Raw genomic sequence first — 13,498 nt, 5'->3', positions numbered from 1 at the left:
ACCCCATCAACAATAATATTTGCGGTTGTTGGGTGTGGTCGTTCACGCCCCCCACCCCCCCGTGCCCCCCGTGCTGTACGGGCCCCCCCCCCACCCCCCCCCCGGCCGGGCCGGGGCGGCCGGGCGCGGCCGTCAGTGGCCGGCGACGGGGTGCGGGGTGTAGGGCTCCTGGAGCTGCTCGATCTCCTTGTCGCTCAGCTCCAGTTCGACGGCGGCCACGGCGTCGTCGAGGTGCTGCGGCCTGGCGGCGCCGACGATGGGCGCGGTCACCGCGTCCTGGTGCAGCAGCCAGGCGAGGGCGACCTGGGCGCGCGGCACCCCGCGCTCCGCGGCGATACGGGTGACGGTCTCGACGATGCTCCGGTCACTCTCCAGGTAGAGGGTGCTGCCGAAGGCGTCGCTCGTGGTGCGCCCGGTGACGGTGCCCCAGTCGCGGGTGAGGCGGCCCCGGGCGAGCGGGCTCCAGGGCAGCACACCGACACCCTGGTCCGCGCAGAGCGGCAGCATCTCCCGCTCCTCCTCGCGGTAGAGCAGGTTGTAGTGGTTCTGCATGGAGACGAACTTGGTCCAGCCGTGCCGCTCGGCCGTGTACTGGGCCTTGGAGAACTGCCAGGCGTACATCGAACTCGCCCCGATGTAGCGGACCTTGCCCGCCTTCACCAGATCGTGCAGGGCCTCCATCGTCTCCTCGACGGGAGTGTGCGGGTCCCAGCGGTGGATCTGGTAGAGGTCGACGTAGTCGGTGCCCAGCCGGGTGAGGCTGTGGTCGATCTCGGTCATGATCGCCTTGCGGGACAGGCCGCCGCCGTTGGGGCCGGTGTGCATCCGGCCGTGCACCTTGGTGGCGAGCACGATCTCGTCGCGGCGGGCGAAGTCGCGCAGCGCCTGGCCGACGATCTCCTCGCTGGTGCCGTCGGAGTAGACGTTGGCGGTGTCGAAGAAGTTGATCCCGGCGTCCAGCGCCTGCCGGATCAGCGGACGTGAGGCCTCCGCGTCGAGCGTCCACTCGTGCGCACCACGGTCGGGCAGCCCGTAGGTCATACAGCCCAGACAGATCCGCGACACGTCCAGACCCGTCGAACCGAGCTTCACGTACTGCATGGTTGCTGCTCCTGCCTTCGGATGGGGTACCTGACGGAGCGTACGTCGCCGCCCGGCCGCCGCGGCGGTGAACCAGCGGCGGCCGGTGGCGTGGCAGGGCCGGTCAGCCCGCCGGGCAGCGTCTGGCGGGCCCCAGCAGGTCCAGTGCCCGCGTCCATCCGAAGTCGGGCCGTCCGCCGTCCGCCCCCGGCTCGCCGGAGTACGGGTCCCCGAAGCGCACACCCATCTCGCGCAGGCGTACGAGGCTGCTCCGGTAGGCCGGGTGACCGGCGAGGGTGCCGGCCACGCAGGGCAGCACGGCGATCGGGACGCCCATGCCGCAGACCTCGTTCAGGGTGGCCAGGGCGAGGGTGTCGGCGATCCCGGCCGCCCACTTGTTGACGGTGTTGAAGGTGGCGGGCGCGACGGCCACGGCGTCCGGGGGCGGGAAGGGGCGCGCCTCGCCCGGCCTGCGCCAGGCGGAGCGTATGGGGCGCCCGGTCCCGGCCTCGACGGCCGCCGTGTCGAAGAAGCCGTTGCCGGCCGCCGTGGGCGTGGCGAAGACGCCGACCTCCCAGCCGCGCTGCTGCGCGGCGACGACGAGTGTGCCGACGTCCACGGCGATGCCGGCCGCGCAGACGACGACGTAGAGGAAGGGCTTCCCGTCCTGTTCGGTCATCCGCGCAGGCTACTGAAGCGGGAAGGTGCGCCCGCGTTCGGCCTCGGGGCGCGGTCCGGGGATGCGGCGCTCCCGCTCCTCGATGGGCACGTCGCCGGTGCACGCCTCGCGCCGGGTCGTGAGTCCTCCTGGTCGGCGGGCAGATCGAGAACGCACGTTCCCACAGTGACCGAAACGGCCGGAGAACGTGCGCTCTCCCGTCGGACCCGGCCGGGACCTGCCGTCCGGACCGTCCCGTGACCCGCGGTCCGCAGCGGCCCGGCGGCGGGGCTGTCAGTCGGACGGTTCCGACAGGGTGATGGCGCCGACCGGGCAGGCCTTGACCGCCACCTTGACCATCGGGTCTCCCGCGCCGTCCTCCCGGCCGGGGAGGAGCATGCTGAAGCCGTCGTCGTCCTGGGTGAAGACGCCGGGGGCGGCCAGCGCGCACTGGCCCGCCCCGATGCAGACGTCCTTGTCGATGTCGATACGCATGACCGGAGCCTCTTACCAGGTCACGGGGAGTTCCAGCATCCCCTGGATCGTGTCGCCGGGTTTGAAGGGGATGTCCTCGGCCGGGGCGGCCAGACGCAGTGCGGGCAGCCGCTCGAAGAGGGTGTGCAGGGCGATCTCCATCTCGGCGCGGGCCAGGTTCTGGCCGAGGCACTGGTGGATGCCGAAGCCGAAGGCGATGTGATGGCGTGCGGAGCGGGCGAAGTCCAGGGTGTCCGGTTCGGGGTAGGCGCTCTCGTCGCGGTTGATGACCGAGGTCGAGAAGAGCACCCCCTCGCCGGCCCGGATCGTCACGCCGTCCACCTCGATGTCCTCGACGGCCTGCCGCAGCAGCCCGTCGGCGATCGACAGCATCCGCATCAGCTCCTCGACGGCGTCGGGCAGCAGCGCGGGGTCGGCCCGCAGCTCGGCCAGCCGTTCGGGGTGCCGGAGCAGGGTGAAGGTGCCGAGCGAGATCATGTTGGCGGTGGTCTCGTGACCGGCGACGAGCAGGATGACGCCGAGCGCGATGAGTTCGTCGCGCTCGATCTCGCCCTCGTCCGTCCGCTGGTGGATCAGGTCGTCGAGCACGCCGGAGCCGGGCGGCTCCTTGCGTTTGCGGTCGATCAGGTCGCCGAGATAGCCCTCCATCCGGGCGCGGGCGTCCAGCACGTCGGCGACGTCGGGGCCGCGCAGCAGCCGGCGCGACTGCTCCTCGAAGAAGTCGTGGTCGGCGTACGGGACACCGAGCAGGGCGCAGATCACCATCGACGGCACCGGCAGCGCGAAGGCGCTCACCAGGTCGGCGGGCGGTCCCTGCGCGATCATCGCGTCGAGCCGTTCGTCGACGATCCGCTGGATGTCGGGCCGCAGCGCGGCGGCGCGCCTGACCGTGAAGCTGGGCACCAGCATCCGCCGCTGGGTGCGGTGCTCGGGGTCGTCGACACCCAGCAGGGCCGTACGGCGTTCACGGATGGCGGCGAAGCGCGCATTGGTGATGGGGAAGCCCGGCCGGGTGCGGTCGGTCGACAGCCGCGGGTCGGCGAGCAGGGTGCGAGCGAGGCCGTGACCGGTGACGATCCAGGCCTGACGGCCGTCGTAGAGGGTGACACGGGACAGTGGCCGGTCGGTGCGCAGGGGGTCGTAGGCCGTCGGCGGGTGGTAGGGACAGCTCCGGTCCTGGGGGAAGGCGACGGGTTCCGAGAGTTCCGTCATGGGAGACCTCACAGACGAAGGGTGCGTCGTGCCGATCTTCATTAGATGCCCCAGGCACCTATGGAGCGACGCGATGTTCGGCCAGATCGACTAATCGGGCAATCTGGCCGGAACCTACCGCTCCGCTGGGCAGGCTCGGGGCTCTGTGCCCACGGTCACCTGGTAATTCGGTTGTCACAGGGGACTCATCACCCCCATTATCCCGCCATGCCTACGATCTCCTCCCTGCCGCCGACGCCCGCCACCGCTGCTCCGGTGCGCGTCCAGCAGCAGCCCGGCCGCTCCGGAAGGCCCGGCCCGGTCCTGTCGTGACGGCCTCGCTCGTGGCCGGCCTGGTCGCGGGATACGGCATCGCCGTGCCCGTCGGCGCGGTCGGCACCTACCTCGTCTCCCTCACCGCCCGCACCTCGCTGCGCACCGGCGCCTGCGCCGCCCTCGGCGTCGCCAGCGCCGACGGGCTCTACGCCCTGCTGGCCATGGTCGGCGGCTCCGCCCTCGCCGCCGCGCTGCGGCCGGTACTGGTGCCGTTGCGCTGGGCCTCCGCGCTGGTGCTGATCGCACTGGCGGTCCTGGGCACGGTCGCGGCGCTGCGCCGCTACCGCGGCCACCGGCTCGCCACCCGCCCCGACCCGCCTCCCCCCAGCCCCTCCCGGGCCTATCTGGGGCTGCTCGGCATCACCCTGCTCAACCCCACCACCGTGATCTACTTCGCCGCGCTCGTGCTCGGCGCCGGCGCCGCGGCCACCGCGCGGCCGCTGGAGCAGGGCGTCTTCGTCATGGCGGCCTTCGCCGCGTCCGCGAGCTGGCAGCTGCTGCTCGCCGGGGGCGGCGCGCTGCTCGGCCGGGCGCTGACGGGCCACCGCGGCCGGCTGACCACGGCGCTGGCGTCCAGCGGGGTGATGGTGGCGCTGGCGGTACGGATGCTGGTGTCACCGGGGTAGGGGTGATCTGGTGCCGTCCGGTGTGACCCCGGAAGCTTTACGGGCGTTGCTCTGTTGAAGGACGGTGCGAGCAGACCGTGCAACGCGACGATGGGACGAATGTCATGCCGCTTGAGGGCGAGTACGAACCCAGCCCGCAGCAGTGGGTGCGCGACCAGGTGGAGCTGTACGAGAGCTCCGGAGGCACCAAGGGAACGACCCTGCTGGACACGGGGCTGCCCGTCATCCTGCTGACCACGCGGGGCGCGAAGAGCGGCAAGATCCGCAAGACGCCGCTCATGCGCGTCGAGCATGACGGGCACTACGCGGTGGTCGCCTCTCAGGGCGGGGCGCCGCAGCACCCGGTCTGGTACCACAACGTGAAGGCCGATCCCCAGGTCGAGCTCCAGGACGGCCCGGCCAAGCAGGACATGACCGCCCGTGAGGTGACCGGCGACGAGAAGGCGGCGTGGTGGCAGCGCGCCGTGGCCGCCTACCCGCCGTACGCCGAGTACCAGGAGAAGACGTCCCGGGAGATCCCGGTGTTCGTCCTGGAACCGACCCCCGGGTACTGACCCGCGGGTACCGACCGCCCCCTGAACGGCCTTCCGGAACCGGAGCGGATTTCTTCGCTCCCGGAGGCATGGGACGGCGGCCCACGGGCACCCGATCCTCAGGCCCCGCCGCGCTCCCCCGTCGCGGCGGGGCTTTCCCGTGCCTCCCGGGCCCCCCGGTCGGTCACGTCGAGGAAGATCTCGCCGGCCCCGGGGCACACCCGGCCGACCGACCCCTTGATGCGCACCGCGACCTCCTCGACCTCCTCGCTGTCCAGGCCCGGCACCAGGTCGATCCGGGCGGCCACCAGGACCGAGTCCAGGCCCGTCTTCATCGTGAACAGCGCCTCCACGCTGTCGATCTCGGGCTGCGCCCGCAGCAGGGCCCGGATCCTGCCGAGCAGTTCCGGGTCGGCCGCCTCCCCGATGAGCTGGTCGCGGGCCTCGCGGCCGAGCCCGTAGGCGACGAGGACCAGCAGCACACCGATCGCCATCGAGGCGGCCGCCTCCCACACCACCTGCCCGGTGACCATGTGCAGGGCCATGCCGGCCATGGCGAGGGTCACGCCCAGCACGGCCGTGCCGTCCTCGGCGACGACCGTGCGCAGCGCCGGGTCGCGCAGTCCGGCCGCGCCGCCCTGGGCGCGCACCTGGTGCAGGGCCCGCAGCAGGGAGGCGCCCTCGGCCAGGAAGGCGACGGCCAGCACGGCCAGGCCCGCCACATAGCCGCCGAACTCCTCCTCGGCACCGTTCCTGAGCGCCTCGACGCCCTGGAAGACGGAGAAGCAGCCGCCCATCACGAAGATCCCGACGGCCGCGAGAAGCGACCAGAAGTAGCGTTCCTTGCCGTAGCCGAAGGGGTGACGCCGGTCGGCCGGACGGCGGCTGCGGCGCAGCGCGGCCAGCAGGAAGACCTCGTTCAGGCAGTCGGCCACGGAGTGCGCGGCCTCCGACATCAGCGCGGGCGAGCCCGCGAGGAGGCCGCCGACGAGCTTGGCGGCCGCGATGACGAGATTGGCGACGAGCGCCACCAGCACGGTGACCCGCGTCTTCCGGTCCGGCGCCCCACGGTCCGATGCGCTCCGGTCCGGAGCACTCGGGTCCGGAGCACTCGGGTCCGGAGCACTCGGGTCCGGAGCATTCGGGTCCGGAGCACTCCGGGGTGTGGGTCCGTTCCGGGGCTTCGGTCCGTTCCGAGGTGTGGTCCCGCTCATCCTCGCCGACTGCCCCGCTGGGCACGGCTCATACCGGTTCCGGCGGAAAAGACGCCTTCGGCCCCGTGGGCGGCAGCAGGTGCAGTGGCCTGCCGCCGCCGCAGGGTTTCCGGGCGCGGGGCGGATGTCCCGGCCGGGCCGGTTCAGTCGGCGATCAGCCACTCCCCGTCGCGCATCAGGTCCCGTCCGTCGAGCTCGTTCACCTCGCGCCAGGCCTGCACCCGGTCGGGGCGCACCCGGAAGTACAGGTAGGGCGTGGCGAGCAGCCGGGGGTCGAAGCCGGTCTTGCCCGCGAAGATCTCGGCGTCCTCCTCGGGCAGCTCCGCGGGCGGCACGGTGAGGACGGGGCCCTCGACCATCACCACGTCGCGGGTGAGGCCGATACCGAGCCGCGCCCGGCCCGTGGCACTCAGATTACGGCCGGTGGGGCTGGCTTCCGGGGTGGCGAACAGCAGGGTCGCGCCGTCCCAGAAGAAGGAGAGGGGGACCAGGTAGGGGGCGCCTCCCGCCTCGTCGGCCGTGGCGACCCAGGCGTCCACGTCGTGTTCGAGGCGGTGCAGGGTGTCCTGTTTGCGCTGCTTGGCGGGGCGTGCGGGTGGCGGGGTCATCGTCGAAGGCCTCCGGGCGGGACGTCGTACCTCACTGACGGGTACACGTCTCCAAGTGTGACCGCCGAGTCCCCTCCCGCACCCGGATCTCCGCCGGGCGAGCCGCCGCCGGGCCAAGGCGGCGAGTTCTTATGACAACACCGTTGACCAGGTGTGTTCCCGGCCAGTTTCATGTGCGTTCACCGGGGCCGACCAGGCCCCCCGGTGCGAGCGGAGTACTGGCCATGACCGACAAGCCCTACGGCGCCGACCCTCCCGCGCGGCCCGCGCTGCGCAAGTCCCTCGGCGTCCTCGACGGCGTCGCGATCGCCGCGTCCAGCACGGCGGCGACCACCACCATCGGCATCGGCCTCGGGGTCACGGCCGGGGTGGTGGGCCTGCATCTGCCGGCCATCATGCTGCTGGCGTTCGTGCCGATCCTGGGGATCGCGGGAGCGTACGCCCGGCTGAACCGCGTCGAGCCGAACGCGGGCAACGGCTATGTGTGGGTGGGGCGTTCGCTGACGCCGTGGCTCGGCTTCATGGTCGGCTGGGTGAACATCGTGGCCACGGTGGCGTTCCTCGCGTACACGACCGCGGTCACCGGGTCGGCGATGCTCCAGCTGGCCGGGCAGGCCGGACTGCACCGGGTGGGCGGGCTGACGCTGGACCCGGGCTCCACGGCGCAGACCACCGCGGTCGGGATCGTGGCGCTGGCCGCGGTGACCCTGACCGCCGTCACCGGCATCCGTACGGCGGCCCGGCTCCAGAGCGGACTGCTCGTCTTCGAGTACGTGGTGCTGATCGGTTTCTGCGGCTACGGCATCGTCACCGGCCCGCACCCCTTCAGCCTGAGCTGGTTCGATCCCTTCGCGATCCCGTCGACGTCGGCGCTGGCCCAGGGGCTGCTCCTGTCGGTGTTCTGCTACTGGGGTTTCGACGCCGCCTTCAGCGTCAACGAGGAGGTGCGCGAACCGCGGGACGCCTCGCGCGCCGGGTTCATCACCCTGGGGACGATGCTGGCGCTGTTCCTGCTCGGCTCGGTCGCCTTCCAGCGGGTGCTGTCGCAGGACGAGCTGGCCGGTCACGGCGCCGAGGGGCTGGCCTACTTCGGCGAGCGGCTGGCGGCGCAGCCACTGGCCACTCTGCCGCTGGTGGCCCTGATGTTCTCGGCGGTCGCCTCGCTCCAGGCCGGGGTGATCCCCACGGCGCGGGGGATGTTCGCGATGAGCCGGGACCGCACGCTCGGCCCGGTGTGGGGCAGGGTCAGCTCCCGGTACGGGACCCCGGCGGCCGGCACCCTGCTGATCGGCGCGCTGGCCACGGCGGTGGCGGGGCTCGCCCTGGTCATCCCGCGGCTGGCCGACATGATCCTGGCGACGGTGAACGCGGTGGGCATCGTCGTCGCGCTGTCGTACGCGCTCACCGCGCTCGCCGCGGCCGTTCGCTTCCGCGGGCTGCTGCGGCAGGACTGGCGGCAGGGCGTGCGCGCGGTGGTCCTGCCGGGCCTGAGCGCGGCGGCGCTGCTGGGTCTGGGCGGCTACCTGTGCTGGTCCTTCTACACCTCCGCCGACCATCTCGAACTCAGCCCGGACAACGGGTGGTTCCTGCTGCTCGTGCCCGCGGTGATGGTGGCCTCCGGCCTGGTGGCCGCCGTCTGGGCCAAGTGGGTGCGCCGCTCGCCCTACTTCCGCACCGGTGACGGCACGGACGCCGACGCGCCGCGACTGCTCACCACCACCTCCTGACGTACGAGGAAACCGAGAACATGCACGCTGACCTGCTCTTCACCGGTGGCGCCGTCCTCACTCCCGAGGGCCGCACCGCCACCACCGTCGCCGTGACCGGCGACCGCGTCACCGCCGTCGGCGACGCCGGGGTGCGCGAACTCGCCGGGCCCCGTACGGAGGTGGTCGACCTGGCCGGCGGGCTGCTGCTGCCCGGCTTCCAGGACGCGCACGTCCACCCGGTGCCGGCCGGACTCGAACTCACCCAGTGCGACCTCACCGGGACGCGGACCGCCGACGACACCCTGGCCGCCGTACGCGCGTACGCGCTGGCGCATCCGGAGCGGGAGTGGATCCTCGGCGGCGGCTGGTCGATGGAGGCGTTCGAGGGCGGTACGCCCACGAAGGAGCTCCTCGACGCGGTCGTCCCGGACCGGCCGGTGTACCTGCCCAACCGCGACCACCACGGCGCCTGGGTCAACAGCCGCGCCCTCGCACTGGCCGGCATCACCCGGGACACCCCCGACCCGGCCGACGGGCGGATCGAGCGCGACGCCTCGGGCGAGCCGAGCGGCACGCTCCAGGAAGGCGCGATGGAGCTGGTCGGGCGGCTCGCGCCGGCGTCCACGCAGGCCGACCGGCTGGCCGCGCTGCTGCACGCCCAGCGCGCGCTGCACGCCCTGGGCATCACCGCCTGGCAGGACGCGCTCGTCGGGGGGTATCTCGGTCTGGACGACCCGTCCGAGGCGTACCGGACGGCGGCCCGGGACGGCTCGCTGACCGCGCGGGTGGTCGGCGCACTGTGGTGGGACCGCGAGCGCGGCGCCGAGCAGATTCCCGAACTCGTCGAGCGGCGGGCCGAGTTGAGTCACGGCCGGTTCCGGGCGGGCAGTGTGAAGCTGATGCTGGACGGGGTCGCCGAGAGCGGCACCGCCGCGCTGCTGGACCCGTATCTGGACCGGTGCGGCTGCGCCACGGCCAACCGGGGCACCAGCTTCGTCGACGCCGCCCGTCTGCCCGCGTACGTGACGGAACTGGACGCGCTGGGCTTCCAGTGCCACTTCCACGCGCTCGGCGACCGGGCCGTGCGCGACGCCCTGGACGCGGTCGAGGCGGCCCGCGCGGCGAACGGGCCGAGCGACACCCGGCCGCATCTGGCGCACCTGCAGGTCGTGCACCCCGACGACGTGCCGCGCTTCGCCCGGCTGGGCGCGAGCGCCAACATCCAGCCGCTGTGGGCGGCGCACGAGCCGCAGATGGACGAGCTGACGATCCCCTTCCTCGGGCCCGAACGGGCCGCGTGGCAGTACCCGTTCGGCTCGCTGCTGCGCTCCGGCGCCACGCTCGCGGCGGGCAGCGACTGGCCGGTCAGCAGCCCGGACCCGCTCCAGGGCATCCATGTGGCGGTCAACCGGGTCCAGCCCGGCGGCACCGGCCCGGTCTTCCTTCCGGGCGAGCGCATCGGTCTGGACCGGGCGCTGACGGCGTACACCGCCGGATCGGCGTACGTGAACCACCTCGACGACACCGGACGGGTGTCCCCGGGCGCGCTCGCGGACCTGGTGGTGCTGGACCGCGACCCGTTCGCGGGACCGCCGGAGGCGATCGCCGAGGCGCGCGTACGGCGGACGTACGTGGGAGGCGAACTGGTGCACACGGCCGACTAGGACGGTCACGGCGGGAACCCCGGAATTGACTTCTTGGACAGATGTCCAGGTAAAGTGGACACCTGTCCAAGAGAGGGCAAGAGGGGGTAGACATGGAAGCCGTCGCGAAGGTACTGGTCGGCCTGGTGGCCGTTCTGCACGGGTACATCCTGGTGCTGGAGATGTTCCTGTGGCAGAAGAAGCCCGGCCGGGCACTGCACGGCTTCGCGCCGGAGCTGGCGCGGGCCACCGCCCCGCTCGCCGCCAACCAGGGGCTCTACAACGGCTTCCTCGCCGCCGGCCTGGTGTGGGGCCTGCTCGCCGACGACCCGGCCGGCCGGCAGGCCCAGATCTTCTTCCTGTGCTGTGTGGTGGTCGCGGGCGGGTACGGCGCCGCGACGGCGAACCGCCGCATCCTGTTCGCACAGGCGCTGCCCGGCGCGCTCGCCCTGGCCGCCGTACTGGCCGCCCGGTGAACCGCACCGCCCCCGAGGACCCACGGGCCGCGCGCACCCGGGCCCGGCTGCGGGCGGCCCTGCTCGCCGAGTGCGCCGAACGGCCGCTCGCGGAGGTCGGGGTGGCCGCGCTGGTCCGCCGGGCCGGGGTCGGCCGGGCCACCTTCTACGTGCACTACGCCGACCTGGAGGCGCTCGCGGTCGACGCCTGCGCGGACGTCGTACGCGAGGCCGTGGAGGCGCTGCACGCCTGGCGCGGCAAGCCCGACCCGGTGCACGCACCGCCCGCGCTCGCCGCGTTCTTCGACTCGCTCACCCCGCATGCCGCCCTCTACCGCGCCCTGCTGGGCCCCGGCGGCACGGGTCCGCTCGGCGGGGTGCTCCACCGCGACCTGCGGGCCTACAGCCTGCGCGAGCGCGCCCTCGCGGGGGCGGCCGACGCGCCGCTGGTCGCCTCGGCCGTCGCCGCCACGTTCACCGGGGTGCTGGGCGACTGGCTGCACGGGCTGCTGGAGGCGTCCGCCGCCGAGATCTCCGACCAGGTCTGGCAGTTGCTGGTGGCGCTGCACACGAGCCGCTGACCACGCCCGTGCGGCCCGGCCCCACACGCACCCGCCCCGGGGCGGGCGCCGGCACACTTTCGGGCGTACGAGCGCCCACCGGTGCCGGGCCGCCACCCCGCCGGGCGTACCGCCGTACGGGCACACAGCCGCCCACCGGATCCGGGCCGCCGAGCCGTCGGGTGTACAGCCGCACGGACGTACACCGCGGACGGATCGCCGGCCGGGCCCGAGCGCCGGTCCTTCGGGCGGAATCCGGACGCCGGCGCCGTCGGGGACGGTCGGAGGCCGTCAGCGGGCCGCCGTCTGGAACGTCCGCCGGTAGGCCTGCGGAGAGACCCCGATGGCCGCGTGCAGGTGCTGACGTAGGGACGCGCCGGTGGCGAAGCCGACCCGGCCCGCGATCTGATCCACGGACAGGTCGCTGGACTCCAGCAGGTGCCGGGCCCTGGCGACGCGCTGCTGGATCAGCCAGCGGCCCGGGCTGAGGCCCACCTCGTCGTGGAAGCGGCGGGCGAAGGTGCGCAGGCTCATCCGGGCGTGCGCGGCGAGGTCGGCGAGGGCGAGGGGGTCGTCGAGACGTTCGAGGGCCCAGGCACGGGTGGCGGCCGTACCGGTGGAACCGGCCACCGGCACGGGCTGCTCGATGTACTGGGCCTGGCCGCCGTCCCGGAACGGCGGGACCACACAGCGCCGGGCGACGGTGTTGGCCAGTTCGCTGCCGTGGTCGCTGCGCACGAGGTGCAGGCAGACGTCGACGCCGGAGGCCGCTCCGGCCGAGGTCAGGATGCGGCCGTCCTCGACGAAGAGCACATCGGCGTCCAGCTCGACCCGCGGGTACCGGCGGCGGAAGACATCGGCGAGCTGCCAGTGCGTGGTCGCCCTGCGCCCGTCCAGCAGCCCGGCCGCGGCCAGCACGAAGGCACCCGTGCAGATGGACACGATCCGGGTGTCGGGACGGATGCGGGCCAGGGCGGCGCGGACCTCGTCGGTGAGGGCGAGGGCCCCCGCGGACGGGGTGACCGGGGGGATCACCACCGTGTCGGCCGTGGCCAGCGCCTCGGGCCCGTGCTCCGCCGTGACCGTGAAGTCCGCGTTCGTGCGCACCGGACGTCCGTCGACCGTGCAGGTCAGCACCTCGTACCGGCCGTCGGCCGCGCCGAGGATCCGGCTGGGGATGCCCAGCTCGAAGGGATAGACGCCGTCGAGCGCCAGGACCACGACCTGCTGCACCTCTGCCATGGCACGATCGTATCGAATGTTGGCAATCGTGCCATGGCCCGGTCGGCCCGCGCCCGGCACGCTGGAATCCATGAACACGATGCACAGCACGACGAACACCACGATGCGCGCGCTCAGCCAGGACGTCCTCGGCGGCCCCGAGGTCCTGAAGGTGATGGAGGTCCCACGGCCGCAGCCCCGGCCCAACGAGATCCTGGTGCGGGTGCGGGCCGCCGGACTGAACCCGACCGACTGGAAGCACCGCGCCCACCCCGCCTTCCTCGGCGCGCCCCCGTTCGTCCTCGGCTGGGACGTCTCCGGCGTGGTCGAGGCGGTGGGGATCGGAGTCGCCCGGTTCGCGCCCGGGGACGAGGTCTTCGGCATGCTGCCGTACCCGTTCGGCCACGGCTCGCACGCCGAGTACGTCGCCGCCCCCGCCCGCGTCTTCGCCCGCAAGCCCGCCGGGGTCGACCACGTCCAGTCCGGCGCGCTGCCGCTGGTCTCGCTGACGGCGTGGCAGGCCCTGGTGGAGACCGCGCACGTGCAGCCCGGGCAGCGGGTGCTGATCCACGCGGCAGCGGGCGGCGTCGGGCATGTGGCCGTGCAGATCGCCAAGGCGCGGGGTGCCTACGTGATCGGCACGGCGAGCGCCGGCAAGCACGACTTCCTGCGCGGGCTCGGCGCGGACGAGGTGATCGACTACCGGGAGACCGACTTCGCCGAGACGGTGAAGGACGTCGACGTCGTCCTGGACACGATCGGCGGCGACCATTCGGTGCGTTCGCTGCGCGTGCTGCGCCCCGGCGGGATCGTGGTCTCGATCCTGCCGGTGGGCTCGTCCGAGTTCCCCGAGGAGGCCGAGCGGCTCGGCGTGCGGGCGGTGCGGATGCTGGTGGACGCGGACCACACCGGGCTGGAGGCGATCGCGGAGCTGGTCGAGGAGGGCAGGCTGCGGGCGACCATCGCGGGAACGTTCCCGCTCGCCGACGCCGCCGAGGCGCACGCCCTGGGCGAGACCGGCCGGACGACAGGGAAGCTGGTGCTGACCATGTGACCGCGAGCGTGTGACCAGGAACGCGGGCCCGGCCGTCCGATGACGGCCGGGCCCGCCGGGACGTTTACCGGCCCTGCCCCCCATAGGGCCCCGACGCCCCCGGGGGGCAAATATT

The 13,498-nt window shown here is 73.2% G+C and carries 14 protein-coding genes and 1 pseudogene; 7 read left to right on the top strand and 8 right to left on the bottom strand.

The features are described from left to right. Nucleotides 1-132: 132 nt before the first annotated feature. The 5 genes and pseudogenes from ABT085_RS34180 to ABT085_RS34160 form a co-directional block, all read right to left on the bottom strand. A complete protein-coding gene (locus ABT085_RS34180; protein ID WP_351616938.1) occupies nucleotides 133-1,101 on the bottom strand; it encodes an aldo/keto reductase in 969 nt (322 codons plus the stop codon). A gap of 103 nt (nucleotides 1,102-1,204) precedes the next feature. After that, nucleotides 1,205-1,759 carry a flavoprotein gene (locus ABT085_RS34175; protein WP_351616936.1) on the bottom strand — a complete coding sequence of 185 codons (555 nt, stop codon included), beginning with the start codon at nucleotides 1,757-1,759 and terminating at the stop codon, nucleotides 1,205-1,207. Nucleotides 1,760-1,768: 9 nt separating this feature from the next. Further along, nucleotides 1,769-1,885, bottom strand: a pseudogene (locus ABT085_RS34170) (DUF1348 domain-containing protein); the annotation flags it as partial. Nucleotides 1,886-2,032: 147 nt separating this feature from the next. After that, entirely contained in the window at nucleotides 2,033-2,233 is a 201-nt protein-coding gene (locus tag ABT085_RS34165) for a ferredoxin (RefSeq protein ID WP_351616933.1), read from the bottom strand. A gap of 12 nt (nucleotides 2,234-2,245) precedes the next feature. Then, complete coding sequence (locus ABT085_RS34160) at nucleotides 2,246-3,445, bottom strand: cytochrome P450 (RefSeq protein WP_351616930.1); 1,200 nt, start codon at nucleotides 3,443-3,445, stop codon at nucleotides 2,246-2,248. Nucleotides 3,446-3,753: 308 nt separating this feature from the next. Here ABT085_RS34160 and ABT085_RS34155 point away from each other — a divergent pair, with 308 nt between their 5' ends. Together ABT085_RS34155 and ABT085_RS34150 are read left to right on the top strand one after the other, a co-directional pair. Further along, the gene (locus ABT085_RS34155; RefSeq protein WP_351616927.1) at nucleotides 3,754-4,386 is read left to right on the top strand and encodes a LysE family transporter; all 633 of its coding nucleotides are present in this window, start codon (nucleotides 3,754-3,756) and stop codon (nucleotides 4,384-4,386) included. 104 nt (nucleotides 4,387-4,490) lie between these two features. Next, entirely contained in the window at nucleotides 4,491-4,940 is a 450-nt protein-coding gene (locus ABT085_RS34150) for a nitroreductase family deazaflavin-dependent oxidoreductase (RefSeq protein ID WP_351616924.1), read from the top strand. 98 nt (nucleotides 4,941-5,038) lie between these two features. On the opposite strand, the gene ABT085_RS34145 is transcribed toward ABT085_RS34150, so the two are convergent. Both ABT085_RS34145 and ABT085_RS34140 read right to left on the bottom strand, forming a co-directional pair. After that, complete coding sequence (locus tag ABT085_RS34145) at nucleotides 5,039-6,133, bottom strand: cation diffusion facilitator family transporter (RefSeq protein ID WP_351616921.1); 1,095 nt, start codon at nucleotides 6,131-6,133, stop codon at nucleotides 5,039-5,041. 143 nt (nucleotides 6,134-6,276) lie between these two features. Then, nucleotides 6,277-6,741 (bottom strand): pyridoxamine 5'-phosphate oxidase family protein, encoded by a 465-nt coding sequence (locus tag ABT085_RS34140; RefSeq protein WP_351616918.1) that lies wholly within the window; start codon nucleotides 6,739-6,741, stop codon nucleotides 6,277-6,279. 224 nt (nucleotides 6,742-6,965) lie between these two features. Between ABT085_RS34140 and ABT085_RS34135 the strand changes: the two genes are divergently transcribed. From ABT085_RS34135 to ABT085_RS34120, 4 genes are all read left to right on the top strand, one after another. Beyond that, on the top strand, nucleotides 6,966-8,468 hold the full coding sequence (locus tag ABT085_RS34135) for an APC family permease (RefSeq protein ID WP_351616916.1): 1,503 nt from the start codon (nucleotides 6,966-6,968) through the stop codon (nucleotides 8,466-8,468). Between the two features lie 20 nt (nucleotides 8,469-8,488). Further along, nucleotides 8,489-10,114: an amidohydrolase gene (locus ABT085_RS34130; RefSeq protein WP_351616913.1), complete on the top strand. Its 1,626-nt coding sequence runs from the start codon at nucleotides 8,489-8,491 to the stop codon at nucleotides 10,112-10,114. A 92-nt stretch (nucleotides 10,115-10,206) separates the two neighbouring features. Next, nucleotides 10,207-10,569, top strand: coding sequence for a DUF1304 domain-containing protein (locus tag ABT085_RS34125; protein ID WP_351616905.1), 363 nt, complete (start codon nucleotides 10,207-10,209; stop codon nucleotides 10,567-10,569). After that, on the top strand, nucleotides 10,566-11,129 hold the full coding sequence (locus ABT085_RS34120) for a TetR/AcrR family transcriptional regulator (RefSeq protein ID WP_351616902.1): 564 nt from the start codon (nucleotides 10,566-10,568) through the stop codon (nucleotides 11,127-11,129). Before ABT085_RS34125 ends, ABT085_RS34120 begins: the two co-directional genes overlap by 4 nt. 270 nt (nucleotides 11,130-11,399) lie before the next feature. Here ABT085_RS34120 and ABT085_RS34115 read toward each other — a convergent pair whose 3' ends face one another. After that, nucleotides 11,400-12,350: a GlxA family transcriptional regulator gene (locus ABT085_RS34115; protein ID WP_351616899.1), complete on the bottom strand. Its 951-nt coding sequence runs from the start codon at nucleotides 12,348-12,350 to the stop codon at nucleotides 11,400-11,402. Nucleotides 12,351-12,420: 70 nt separating this feature from the next. Here ABT085_RS34115 and ABT085_RS34110 point away from each other — a divergent pair, with 70 nt between their 5' ends. Then, nucleotides 12,421-13,383, top strand: a complete 963-nt coding sequence (locus tag ABT085_RS34110) for an NADP-dependent oxidoreductase (protein WP_351616896.1) — start codon at nucleotides 12,421-12,423, stop codon at nucleotides 13,381-13,383. Nucleotides 13,384-13,498: the final 115 nt, after the last annotated feature.

Source organism: Streptomyces sp. NPDC002265 (genome assembly GCF_040296125.1).
In the GTDB taxonomy this organism is placed as follows: Bacteria; Actinomycetota; Actinomycetes; order Streptomycetales; family Streptomycetaceae; genus Streptomyces.
This window is presented reverse-complemented; position numbering and strand designations above follow the sequence as displayed.